We start from the raw sequence: 12,025 nt of genomic DNA, 5'->3' as shown, positions 1-12,025 counted from the left end.
TTTGCTTCTCCTATAAGGATAAGGGAGTTCTCTCTTTAATATTTAATTTTCTAAGGGCAGTCAGGCTATCGGGCACAATGGTAAAATAGGAAAAAACGGAGCGCTCGGCAAATTCCTGCTCAACACTCTGTTTAATCATCATGCAAAAAGGTTTGGTCCAACCAAGCGTATCTATAAAGATTATAGGTTTGTTATGCAGGCCAATTTGCCGCCAAGTGAGAACTTCTATAGCTTCATCATAAGTACCAAGTCCCCCTGGTAAAATAATAAAAGCATCTGCACGAGAGTACATGGCGTATTTGCGCTCGTGCATAGTAGCCGTTATGGTGAGCGCTGTAGCACTCTCATTAATGTCTTCCCGGTCTTTCAGAAATTGCGGGATAACCCCGTATACTTCGCCCTTTTCCTTCATAGCAGCGTTGGCAACCACGCCCATCAATCCTCTTTGACCGCCCCCATAGACAATTTTAATATGGGCTTTCCCAAGGGCTGCTCCCAGGGTTTCTGCTGTTTTTTTAAATTCCGGGTGAAGACCAAAACGCGATCCGCAGAATAGGGCTACGGTATGGATTGAGGTGCTCATGAAGGGTCACAACTTTCTGAAAGTGTTTGGATGTAGTGCAATCCCGAATAGAGAGGAAGCTTTTGAGTAGGCATAGCAGCCACAAGAAAAGTCTTGCAAGGAGAATTTATGGGGAGGTTTCTCTCTGGCACAAGCAATGGTTCCAGTAAACTTGGGAATCTCCTAGATCTGCATTAATGCGCCGTTTAATTCTCTGGATATAATGCTCCATACTCCGGCAGATATAATGAAGGATCTTTGCATCATCCCAATCAATATTTTTTATTGCTCCATTCCAAACCACCTGCTGGCCTTTCGTATCAACATACCGTTCTTCAGGAATGTCAAAACGATGGGGGTCTGTATAATTTGGGCCTAGCTTTTCAGGGCGAACAAAGCTCTTTACAAGGCTATTATCCCCCAGTTCAGTTGTGGAATGAGCCCTAAATGCCTCAACGGTTGTATTGCGCGGGCGCACAACCCGATCTGAGCTCCCATAAATACACCAACTAACCGCTACACCGTCCGCATGCTCAAACTGGTCAAAAAAACAACCAATATTCTCCATATGAACAGGATAAAAATATTCATCCCCATCCAAATAACCAATCCATAAGTTTTATTCTCCAGCTTCGTAGAGCATTAAAATATTCTTCCCTAGTTTTCGTCGGAGAGAAAATACAAATTATAGGAAGAATCGGAGGAAGTTGCGAGGTGGTTTGTGGCCATCATGGGGTTATTATGGGGGGAGAGAGGGGTGTTTTTGATGAGATTTGTTAAAGCCAGCCTTGCTCTCTTATTTCCAGCGTTGTTATATTTTTTACGAAGAAACGATTATAAAAGTTCTTTTTCAAAAACTATGCTAGTTTTAGAAAGGAAAGACGTATATCGTTTTTTAAAATAAATATTGAATTTTTATAATGAATGAAGCGGGGTTTCTCCCTCTTTGTGATCAAAGCGGTTGAATGGAGTAAAGAGATGGGTTTGTTAGTTGATGGAAAATGGCATGATCAATGGTATGATACTTCCAAAACGGAAGGGCGTTTTATTCGCCAAGATAGCCAGTTCCGAAACTGGATAACACCCGATGGTTCTGCAGGGCCAAGTGGTGAAGCAGGCTTTGTGGCTGAACCCAACCGGTATCACTTATATGTTTCCTTAGCGTGCCCTTGGGCTAATCGAACATTAATTATGCGTAACCTGAAAGGGTTACAGGATATAATTTCGATTTCTGTAGTACACTGGCTAATGGTGGAGCATGGCTGGACTTTTCAGGAAGGGCCAGGCGTTATCCCTGATCCCATTTTTCATGCCCGTTATATGTACGATATTTATAAGGCTGCAGATGCCCATTATACAGGGCGGGTCACCGTGCCCCTGTTATGGGACAAGAAGACAGGCAAGATTGTTAATAACGAATCGTCTGAAATTATGCGGATCTTTAATACGGGATTTGATCAGGTGGGGGCCAAGAAAGGGGATTATTACCCTCAGGAGTACCGCCAGGAAATAGATGCCCTGAATGCCCGTGTTTACGATCTCGTTAATAATGGGGTTTATAAGGCTGGTTTCGCTACAACTCAGGCTGCCTATGAAGAGGCAGTTTACCCATTGTTTGAAATGTTGGATGAGTTGGAAAAACGCCTTTCTTCTTCCGAATATCTTATCGGAAATCAGCTCACCGAAGCCGACATTCGGCTTTTTACCACGCTTGTGCGGTTTGACCCGGTATATGTAGGTCATTTCAAATGTAATATCCGCCGTATTGCAGACTACCCTGCTTTGTCTGCCTATACGCGCAAATTGCATGCCATGCCTGAAATTGCCTCAACGGTTAATTTTGAGCATATCAAAAAACATTATTATCAAAGCCATAAAACCATTAATCCGACAGGGGTTGTACCCGTTGGACCTGCTGAAACGGCCTAAGTATAGCTCTAAGTATAGAGAGGACGTATCTTCTTATTGATGCTTATGGATGGTGATCGGCTCTTGGGGTTTATTACCTGTTTTAGAAGAAACGTGGACAATTGGCTAAAGATGGCGTGTGGAACCAGAATGTTTCATTTTCATAAGAACTCTTCTTGGTGAACACGCCATTGCCGAGCGTCTTGCCCCGCTCACCTGGTGTTAAACCAACAGCTCGAAGAGTAAGGCCAAAACAAGAATATAGTGAGAAACAAAGTTTTCTTGTTGTGAACCAGCGCCTCTATAGCTGTTTGAAAAAAACTCGTAAGCTACACTTTTCTTAATTGGCCACTTTATTTCAATTCCTTGATGACGAAATTTCCATCATTAAGAGCTATGGTTTGGAAGGGTATTTAAAGATATTGGGTATAAAGCTTGTTCGGATCCCTTATGGAGAACAGGGATGTTTCTGAAATAATAAGGCCAATCGGAAGGAACTTTGAGGGTGGATAGTCTGAATTCCCCTTGTCGGTAAAAAATTTTCCATTGCTGTAGTTTCATATCTCTATTTCGGCAAAATCCACCTTAACAAAATCGGCCCCGTTTCCTACGAAACAGGGCTTTCATTGGGCTGTTATAAAATGGGCTGGGTATTGCAAAATCATATCATACGGAATTTCTGGCTCACTGTGTCTACTTGATCGCTTGCTTGATCGTATCCTCTCTTGAAATAAAGTTATTTTTGGAAGGGACAGAAACTGAAAGTCACAAGCAGATTTCTATAGCCTTTATCTACCAAAAGGATCGGTTTCTGGTTGTGAGTGAGGTACAGCCCCGAGAGTTCACTCTCTTTTTGTTCTTGGGTGTTTTGGTAGGAGCTTGGTTGTATCGGTAGAGTTCTCAAAAGGCCAAGCTTTTTATCGTAGCATGATATCGTAGGCCATCAGAGGAAGAACCAAGTGTTGCTCTGCTGAACCAGATTCAAGGGCGGAACATATGGGCACGGGACAGGGCATGTTTGAAAGCAATGAGGAGACTGGTTTGCTGATAAAGGGTGTTTTCTTGTCGAATTTGGGAAGGCCTATAAGGCCAAGCGTCGTTTTGTGATTAAGAACGATGGAACGGGGAAAGAGACGGATGATCTTATTCCCAAAGAGAAACATATTTCTGTTTTCAAATGCCTTATTAACTTTGTGCAAAGGCAACGGATTGTGAGAACAGTCATCATTTCCCTTTGTCTTTGCACTACGCAGTCTCTTGTGAATGGAGAGTTTCGAATAGAAATATAAGGAATCTACCGTGGGTTATTCTTCGTAGATTATTTTTCTCTTTTCGTCTTCTCTCTTTTCATCGCTCCAACACAGCTTTTCTTTTTTTCTGGTTCTTGTTATATCGCCATGCTCTGGCTATGGGGTGAAATTTGATAGGGTTATACAGCCAGAAGCTTAGAGAGGTAAGTTTCCAGCTTTACCCGTACGGGCATAATATAGGTGTTGGCGTTATGGGCGGTCAGGGTGTTCATAATAGCCTGACCTAAGCTGATATTGGCTTCCATGGTGGGAAGAAAGCCAGACGGAAAGATAACATTATTCGTATTTTCCCAGTATGCTTGGGAGTTTTCTCCAATGACGGGGCATATCCCCCAAAAAACATTTTTGCCTTCCATCCAATCCATACAGGTTTTAAGGTAATGGGTATCAAAAAAAGGCTGCGTAAAAAACCCATCGGCTCCAGCATCTTCTTTCCGTTGAATGGCTGCCATCTCCTCTTTAGGTGAGCGTCGGTAAGGGTCAAAGGCGGCATAGACTTTCAAATGGGGGAGTTCTTTTTTATAGCGCCGTATAATAGCCTCACTCGTGTGAGAGTAAATGCGGCGTTGCATATTTTTCGGGGGATCCCCTTTAATCACCAGGACCTCCTTAAGCTCTGGCCTATCATGGCCAGGTAAAGGGGCGAGAGGATTAATGTCAATAGCCCTGATATGGGGGATGCAACTGGAGAAGAAAGCAGAAACCTTGCTGCAGGCATCATAACTGCGTAATGAAAACTGGAGCAGGTCTGGAATGTTAATGGTGCAGATGTCGGGGCAGAGGGTCTGAATGGTCTTGGCCTCTGACAAAAGTACATCCTGGCTGCGGGGAACAAGTTCTATTGAGATACGTGTCACACCATGTCCTGTTATGAAAAAGATAGCCATATAACTAAAAAACCTGTTATTTTCTGGAGGAAAAAAAACAGGCTTGCAAGTCATAAATGAAAAGTGGTGGAGAAAAATTTACTCATCATGTTAGCTCTTTATATAAAATGTATGGCAATGGTGGCAGCGCTTCATCATTTTCCCCCGCGGGTACTTCCCTCTATTTACCAGGTTGAAGGGGGACAGGTGGGAACTGTTCATAATAATGCCAACAACACACAAGATCTTGGTGTTATGCAGGTGAATACACGCTGGATTGTTCCCCTTATGCAGGCCACAGGAACCTCTGGGCGGGAAGTATACACCCGCCTGCGTGATGATGCCTGTTACAATATTGCTGCTGCTGGTGCCATATTGGATCAATATAGGCAGGAAGCAAAAGGCAACATGTTAAGGGCCATAGGGTATTATCATTCTCATACACCGCTGCTAGGTAGCGTCTATCAGCTAAAAGTGATTTTGGCAGCAGAAGGCCGTCGTTTACCGAAGGCTACGGCAGCTGGAGTATCTTCTGGTGGGGTTCAGGGGTCAGCTGGGCGGCTTTCTCCTTATCAGCGTCGCTTGCGAAAGGCAGGGGTACAGTTTACGCCCGTAACTGCACATAGATCTTATAAAAAGGGCGCCTATCAAGGGTAAGAGGATAGATGGTTTTTTTCATTACCGCTGGGAATACCAGACCGTTGAGAGTGCCAGAACACGAGAGTGCTAGTTCATGGTCATGATCCATGTAGGGTTTTTTAATCTTTTGTATCGAGCTGTAATTCTGCTGCAGTCAGGGTATTTCTGAGCAAGCAGGCAATGGTCATAGGGCCTACCCCCCCCGGTACAGGCGTAATACGGCCCGCCACCCCTAGAGCTTCCTCGAAAGTAACATCTCCTACTAAGCGTGTTTTTCCATCTTCAGTGGGAATGCGGGTGATACCCACATCAATAATCGTTGCACCGGGTTTAATCCAGTGACGTCGAACCAATTCTTTATTCCCGGTAGCAACCACCAAGATATCGCCTTGCTGTGCTATTTCAGCGGGGTTTCGGGTATCGATATGAGCAATGCTTACCGTGCACCCTTGCTGGAGGAGAAGTTGGGCCATAGGTTTACCCACCAGATTGGAGGCTCCTACAACTACAGCGTGTAACCCTCGCATAGATTCAATTTCTGATTGCAACAACAAAAGGCAGCCAAGGGGGGTGCAGGGAATAATACCGCCCGGCAGGTTTAAGGCGAGCTTGCCAGCATTGGTGGCATGTAAACCATCAACATCCTTGTGAGGAGCAATGCCCTGGATAATTGTTGTCGGGTTAATGCCTTCGGGGAGGGGGAGCTGAACAAGAATACCGTGGATTTCAGGGTCGTTATTCAATCGCTCGACTAAGGTGAGGAGATGCGCTTCAGATGTTGAAGCCGGAAGCATGTGCATGAAGGAACGCATGCCGGCTTTATGGGTTTGTATAGCCTTGTTTCGTACATAGACCTCACTGGCAGGATCATTGCCCACCAATATCACTGCCAAGCCAGGGGTTGTTTGATGGTGTTGTTGAAAAAGACTTACTTTTTCCCTGATTTCTTCTGTCACCCTTGCGGCATGGGCTTTACCATCAATAATTTTAGTTTGTATAGGGGAGGTCTGTGTCTTCATGGTTTAATGTTGGACCTGTCTGCTGATATCAAGACGGTGTGATGATTGATAAAGAGAAAATGGGCCAGGTCAGTGAAAGGGTGTCATCACCATTTTAGCCCGGTGAAAGAGGATATTCTTTCTATAAAAGCTGTTAGAGCTCCTTTTGCAAGGAGGGTAGGGCGGGAGATTCTAGCGCATTTTCCGGTTGCAGGGAATGGGCCCAGCGTACTGATATTGCTGCGGCAATGGCATTCCCAATAACATTGGTAGCCGTGCGAGCCATATCCAGAAAGTGATCAATCCCAATAATCAGCATCAGTCCTGCTTCTGGCAATCCAAAATTGGGGATAACAGCGGCAATCATAACTAGAGAAGCACGGGGCACTCCGGCTACTCCTTTGCTGCTGATAAACATGACCAGCAGCATGGTAATTTGTTGCTGTAAGCTCATTTCAATACCATAGGCCTGCGCAATGAAGAGGGCTGCAAAGGATTCGAAGACCATACTGCCATCAAGGTTAAAGCTATATCCCAGCGGAATAACAAACCCACTGATTTTTGGCGGGACACCCCATTCCTCAAGCTTTTCCATGAGAAGGGGAAAAACAGATTCGCTACTGGCCGTGGCATATCCCAAAAGTAAGGGTTCGGTAATTTGCTTGATAAGAGAGAAAACTCTCTTCCCCAGCATCATATAACCGGCACCAATAAGGACAATCCATAAAACCAACACAACTCCATAGAATTCCAGCAGAAACACGCCAAAATGCTCAAGGATTCCTGCACCGCTGCGGGCAGTGGCTTCCATAATGGCTGCAAAAACGGCAATGGGGGCTGTGAGCATGACCATATCCGTCATACGCAGCATAATATGCGCTAGCCCATCAACTGCTTCGTGGATACGCTGAGCGGTTTCTTTGGGGAGGGCCGTAATGCCAATACCGAACATGATGGCGAACACCACGAGTTCCAGAATATCGTTGCGGGCCATGGCATCCATAACGCTGGTGGGCACGATATGAATAAAAAACTGGGTGATATTAAACTTTCCGTGGCTTGAAAGAGTAGAATCCAATGTTTGCGGTAAGGAAGAAGATCTAAAGCCAAGCCCAGGTTGTAAGATATTGGCTGCAATCAGGCCTATGGTAAGGGAAACAAGAGAGGCAGCGGCAAACCATATCATAACCCGTATGCCAATTCGGCCCACATCTTTTGTATCTCCCAAACCGCCAATTCCGGCCGCGAGAGTGGCAAAAACCAGCGGGGCGATAATCATTTTGATGAGGCGCAGGAAGATTGTAACAATAATATTGGCAAAAAAAGTAGAGGATTTGGCAATATCTGGTCCTAGGGCATGACAGATGATGCCAGTAATTCCGCCTAACACCATCCCAAGCAGAATAAGACGTGTTCGGTGTGCAGCTGTGCTTTTTTGAACAGGTGCCTGAGCCATATCTGTATTTCCCGAAAAAATAGGTTGTCTATCTTCTTTCAGGTCTACAGGCTTTGGTTAATAAACTGAAGAGCAATGCGCAATTTTTTGTAATTTTATTTTTGTAATTTTAGATGAGTTTTTTTGCGCAAAGTACACCATAAGCAGCAATGCTGACCATACAAACAATCTCGCCCCGTTCAATCATGTTGGTCATTTCTGAGAGGGGAAAGGTCTTTGTCATCATGTCTATTTCAGTGCTTTCGCGCTGTGTGGCATGCTGGGAGAGGCCCGTTGCCAAAAAAACATGCCCTTTCTGGTTGGAGTAGCCTGCCCCTTGGTAGAAGCTCCCAACATTTTGAATATGTTGGGCACGAAGGCCGGTTTCTTCCTCTAGCTCGCCACGAGCGACATCTTCCGGCGCGGCCGTAGGGTTAAGTTCCCACATTCCCATGGGAAGTTCCCATAAGCTCTTGTCTACAGGGTAGCGGTATTGATTAACAAGGGTAACGGTTTTTCCTTCGGGGCCGTCTCCCAGAGGGAAAATCACAGCAAACTCTCCTCGTTCTACAATGCCGTATAGCCCTTCCTTTCCATTAGGGTAAAGGAGGATATCTTCACGAATTTTAAGCCACCTATTTTCGTAGGCGGTACGGGTTGAGAGAATTGTTGTCCCGTTGGATGTTTTTTTGAGTGCCATCATAAGCCTTAAAGTCTGAAAAAAAGAGAAGTGTTTCAATACTGGATAGAAAACGGCTTTAAAATTGTTTGGAGTTGCTAAAATTCAAATCTAACAGGGCTGAAAAAGCGAGAAGACGGCAATTAAGATCTTACTCCTACAGATAATAAGAGATTATGGAAATTTAAAGGCGCAGGGATTGTTCAGGGGCTCTTTGAAAGACCTCAACGAAAGACCTTATCAACTTTATCACTGGGGAAATGCCGTAAACAAGCCTTAAGCGTAAACAAGCCATAAGTATAAAAGATATGAGTATGGTTTTTATGGCCGAAACAGGGTTGGGAATGCCGTAGAGATTGGCCTTTTTATTTCTTAGTGAAGAACCCTTTATAGGGAGCCGTGCAAAAAACCCAGCGCCGGTAAGGGGCGCCATTGCTTGGGAAGCTCATTGCGAGAGAATGGTGTAATAGTGTAGAAAGGGACAGGCTGTTGAGAGTTTTGCAAAAAATTTGTATAAGCTGTAACCTGTTGCCTACGCCATTGGCAGTCGGCTTGGGCGGCTTCAAATGTGGAATATATACTGGCTACAACTTTTTTCTTGCCGACCAGCGCTATAACCGCCCAGATTTCCCCTTTCCGGCGTGAACGGATAGGGACGATATTGCTCATGGAATTATCTCCTTTCCTCTCCTATTTCGGTGTGGCTTTCCCTTGTGAGCTCTATGAGAGACTGATAAGAAAGAGCAATAAAGCCTTCCAAAGTGCGTATTAAGACTTTCATCATTCCCGCACAGAATTCCTTCAGTGGTCCTTTTGTTTTTGTGCGGGATTTTACAGCAATATGGGAGGCTTTTTATAAAAAACAGTACAGATTAGGGAAATTTTTGTCGAAAGGGTGGTTTTTGAAAAGGTTTTGCGTTACTTTTAAAGTTAGGGTTGTGGAGAATAAAATTTCATGCTTCGTCTCGTTGTTACACTTGTTTTTCTTGTGCTATTAATTGCCTTTAATATTTTTAATCAGGATAAATTTCCGATTAATCTGTTTTTTACCACAAAAGATGCTTCTGTGGGGGTTGTTGTTCTTATTGTTGCTGTTTTATTCTTTTTCCTGGGGGCCTTTATCTTATGGCTCTCTGCCATGAAGCAGTGGAAAAGGGCCCGTAAGGCAGAACAGAAAAATACCACCTTGGAAGAGCAGATTGCAGAAATTCAGGCAAAAATGGCCTCTTTGCCTGTTACGCAGCCTTCTGTCGGGGGAGGGGTGTTGCAGCCTGTTAAGGATAATCTAGCCGGGCCCAGTGGGGCACCTTCGGCGTGAATAGCCATAAAACAAAGCTGATTGTCGCTTTAGACACGAAAGATGCTGATGAGGCTGAGCGATGGGCCACCCAGGTTGGCCCCTATGCGGATATTATAAAAATTGGCCTTGAGTTTTCGTATGCTTGTGGTTTGCGGGCAGTGAGTAAGCTAGGGGAAGGCCGAAAGATTTTTCTTGACCTTAAATTGCATGATATTCCTAATACAGTCGCCTCTGCAATAGGTAGTGTTTCCATTGTTAAGCCAGATATGCTTACGGTGCACGCTTCAGGGGGAAGTGCCATGGTAAAAGCGGCCAGAAATGCTCTTGAAGAGCATTTCTCCCCTGAGGAAAGACCTTTACTCTTGGCCGTTACTGTGCTGACCAGTCTAGATCGCTTGGCCTATCAGGAGACAGTGGCTTGTGGTGGCCCGCGGGGGCAGGTTTTAAGGTTAGGGGAGCTGGCTATGGTTTCTGGGGCAGATGGTCTGGTCTGTTCCCCTCAGGAAATTAGCTTGTTGCGTAGCCGGTTGGGTTCAACACCTAAATTAATTGTACCGGGAATCCGCCCAGCAGGGGCGGGGAATGGGGATCAGAAACGGGTGATGACCCCTGCTGAGGCTCGCGATGCGGGAGCGGACTGGATTGTTGTGGGAAGACCTATCACCCGTTCGGAAGATCCAGCTGCAGCAGCAGAGGCGATTGCCAAGGAGTTGGAAGGGTAGGAAGTTTTTGACGGTAAAGGTAAAAATTTGCGGTTTGAATACTTCCGCTGCGCTCAAGGCCGCTATCGAATATGGGGCTGATTGGGTGGGTTTTGTTTTTTTCTCCCGTTCTCCTCGTTATGTCTCCCCACAGCAAGCGGCTGCATTATGGCAAGAAGCCGCTTTACGTTGTGAGGACTCTTCCCAACACGGGATGAGAGCCTTGCCGAAAATTGTGGGGTTGTTTGTAGGGGCCAGTTGGCAGGAAATAGATTCGGCCCGTTCTTTTCTTCCTATTGATATTGTCCAGTATTATGGAAAAGTAGACTATGTTAGGGCAATTCAAAAGCAGCTCTCTCTTCCTGTCTGGCACTCTTGCGGGATTTCTACTGTAGATGACCTCCCCTTGGAGACTCCAGCGAACGGATTGGTGGTTGAAGCTAAAACACAGAAGGAAGACCCCTTGCCAGGTGGGATGGGCCATAGTTTTGATTGGAGCTTAACCGCGCAATGGCAAGCCCCAGTTCCCTGGTTGCTTGCAGGCGGATTAACAGCAAAAAATGTGCAAACAGCCCTTAAGCAGTCCATGGCACGAGCAGTGGATGTTTCATCAGGTGTGGAAACAGCTCCAGGGAAAAAAGAACCCGCCTTGATCCGCGATTTTATTATGGCTGCAAAAAAGGGTTTACCCCCTCCTGCTTAAGCCTATAGGCATTGGCTTACTCTGTTTACTTATTAGTTTACTTATTACGGCTTATCTGATTGCAGCATGAGGGTTTGGTACATGCTTTAATTTCATTGCTGATAGCTTGCATGAGTTCAGGATTGGCCTTTTTTATTTGTAAGGCCCGTAATAAGGAGGAGGTCGTAGGAACGGGCGTGCTTTCCCAGTGTTCCAAAAAAACAAGATCAGCAGCCATGTTCTTGCCATGGGTGGCCATCGCTTTGCGGGCTGCATGTGTTTTCGGTTGATTTAAAGAATAGAGAGTCATGCACTTTCATACCTTAATTATATTTTTATTAATAAACATATAATTTTTGTAATGGTTTATTATTTTTGTAAAAAATTAGCTAATTTTATAAAAGCGACATTTTTATGTGGGATTAATCACATTTTATTGAGATCAATTATAATTGAGACCCAAGTCATTAGTAGCATCATGCCGATTAATACATGATATTTTATAAAATATAGTTAATTTCAAAAAATAGAGTGGAAATACTAGAATAAATACCTTTAATTTCTTGTGATAAGGGTGAATGAGTTCCTAATAAACTTTTCCATAATGGCTATTTTATGGAACCCTTGCCTTCATTTTACAATATACCCTTCTTCTTCAATGGCTTCTTTGATCTCCTTTACATTCCCAGCTCCATTCACATGCACTTCTCCCTTTTTGAGGTCTACAGTTACGCCCTCAACTCCTTTTAGGGCACTCACCGCGTCTGTTACTGTTTGGGCACAATGGTTGCATGTCATTCCTTCTACTTGGAAAGTCTGTGTCATAAATCATTCCTTCTTAAATAAATTGTTATCGTTACGAGTGTCTTTCTTGTATTTGTGTATAAAGAAAAATATGTAAAGAACAGGCGGAAATAAAAACATCTCTACAGCTCTGTTTTTTGA

At 44.5% G+C, this 12,025-nt stretch carries 14 protein-coding genes; 5 read left to right on the top strand and 9 right to left on the bottom strand.

Features of this window, described 5'->3' with window-relative positions:
• Positions 1 to 10: 10 nt before the first annotated feature.
• Positions 11 to 583 (bottom strand): LOG family protein, encoded by a 573-nt coding sequence (locus JGUZn3_RS01945; RefSeq protein WP_203414086.1) that lies wholly within the window; start codon positions 581 to 583, stop codon positions 11 to 13.
• 106 nt (positions 584 to 689) lie between these two features.
• Positions 690 to 1,163 carry a hypothetical protein gene (locus JGUZn3_RS01940; RefSeq protein ID WP_203414085.1) on the bottom strand — a complete coding sequence of 158 codons (474 nt, stop codon included), beginning with the start codon at positions 1,161 to 1,163 and terminating at the stop codon, positions 690 to 692.
• Positions 1,164 to 1,540: 377 nt separating this feature from the next.
• Between JGUZn3_RS01940 and JGUZn3_RS01935 the strand changes: the two genes are divergently transcribed.
• Complete coding sequence (locus JGUZn3_RS01935) at positions 1,541 to 2,491, top strand: glutathione S-transferase family protein (protein WP_203414084.1); 951 nt, start codon at positions 1,541 to 1,543, stop codon at positions 2,489 to 2,491.
• 1,408 nt (positions 2,492 to 3,899) lie between these two features.
• Here the strand turns inward: JGUZn3_RS01935 and JGUZn3_RS01930 are convergent.
• The gene (locus JGUZn3_RS01930) at positions 3,900 to 4,637 is read right to left on the bottom strand and encodes a methylenetetrahydrofolate reductase (protein WP_238996861.1); all 738 of its coding nucleotides are present in this window, start codon (positions 4,635 to 4,637) and stop codon (positions 3,900 to 3,902) included.
• Positions 4,638 to 4,754: 117 nt separating this feature from the next.
• On the opposite strand from JGUZn3_RS01930, the gene JGUZn3_RS01925 reads away from it, so the two are divergent.
• On the top strand, positions 4,755 to 5,303 hold the full coding sequence (locus JGUZn3_RS01925; protein WP_238996860.1) for a lytic transglycosylase domain-containing protein: 549 nt from the start codon (positions 4,755 to 4,757) through the stop codon (positions 5,301 to 5,303).
• 101 nt (positions 5,304 to 5,404) lie between these two features.
• Here the strand turns inward: JGUZn3_RS01925 and folD are convergent, their stop codons facing one another.
• The 4 genes from folD to JGUZn3_RS01905 form a co-directional block, all read right to left on the bottom strand.
• Entirely contained in the window at positions 5,405 to 6,304 is a 900-nt protein-coding gene (gene folD, locus JGUZn3_RS01920) for a bifunctional methylenetetrahydrofolate dehydrogenase/methenyltetrahydrofolate cyclohydrolase FolD (RefSeq protein ID WP_203414082.1), read from the bottom strand.
• A gap of 133 nt (positions 6,305 to 6,437) precedes the next feature.
• Complete coding sequence (locus JGUZn3_RS01915) at positions 6,438 to 7,739, bottom strand: dicarboxylate/amino acid:cation symporter (protein ID WP_203414081.1); 1,302 nt, start codon at positions 7,737 to 7,739, stop codon at positions 6,438 to 6,440.
• Positions 7,740 to 7,848: 109 nt separating this feature from the next.
• Positions 7,849 to 8,421 (bottom strand): NUDIX domain-containing protein, encoded by a 573-nt coding sequence (locus JGUZn3_RS01910; RefSeq protein WP_203414080.1) that lies wholly within the window; start codon positions 8,419 to 8,421, stop codon positions 7,849 to 7,851.
• 363 nt (positions 8,422 to 8,784) lie between these two features.
• On the bottom strand, positions 8,785 to 9,066 hold the full coding sequence (locus JGUZn3_RS01905; RefSeq protein ID WP_203414079.1) for a hypothetical protein: 282 nt from the start codon (positions 9,064 to 9,066) through the stop codon (positions 8,785 to 8,787).
• A 286-nt stretch (positions 9,067 to 9,352) separates the two neighbouring features.
• Between JGUZn3_RS01905 and JGUZn3_RS01900 the strand changes: the two genes are divergently transcribed.
• From JGUZn3_RS01900 to JGUZn3_RS01890, 3 genes are read left to right on the top strand one after another with little or no spacing between them, the layout of a single operon-like run.
• A complete protein-coding gene (locus JGUZn3_RS01900) occupies positions 9,353 to 9,715 on the top strand; it encodes a LapA family protein (RefSeq protein ID WP_203414078.1) in 363 nt (120 codons plus the stop codon).
• On the top strand, positions 9,712 to 10,419 hold the full coding sequence (pyrF, locus tag JGUZn3_RS01895) for an orotidine-5'-phosphate decarboxylase (RefSeq protein ID WP_203414077.1): 708 nt from the start codon (positions 9,712 to 9,714) through the stop codon (positions 10,417 to 10,419). Before JGUZn3_RS01900 ends, pyrF begins: the two co-directional genes overlap by 4 nt.
• The gene (locus JGUZn3_RS01890) at positions 10,397 to 11,101 is read left to right on the top strand and encodes a phosphoribosylanthranilate isomerase (RefSeq protein ID WP_338030795.1); all 705 of its coding nucleotides are present in this window, start codon (positions 10,397 to 10,399) and stop codon (positions 11,099 to 11,101) included. Before pyrF ends, JGUZn3_RS01890 begins: the two co-directional genes overlap by 23 nt.
• A gap of 37 nt (positions 11,102 to 11,138) precedes the next feature.
• Here JGUZn3_RS01890 and JGUZn3_RS01885 read toward each other — a convergent pair whose 3' ends face one another.
• Positions 11,139 to 11,390, bottom strand: a complete 252-nt coding sequence (locus JGUZn3_RS01885; RefSeq protein ID WP_203414075.1) for a hypothetical protein — start codon at positions 11,388 to 11,390, stop codon at positions 11,139 to 11,141.
• 320 nt (positions 11,391 to 11,710) lie between these two features.
• Entirely contained in the window at positions 11,711 to 11,905 is a 195-nt protein-coding gene (locus JGUZn3_RS01880; protein WP_203414074.1) for a heavy-metal-associated domain-containing protein, read from the bottom strand.
• Positions 11,906 to 12,025: the final 120 nt, after the last annotated feature.

The organism is Entomobacter blattae (genome assembly GCF_014672835.1).
GTDB lineage: Bacteria > Pseudomonadota > Alphaproteobacteria > Acetobacterales > Acetobacteraceae > Entomobacter > Entomobacter blattae.
This window is presented reverse-complemented; position numbering and strand designations above follow the sequence as displayed.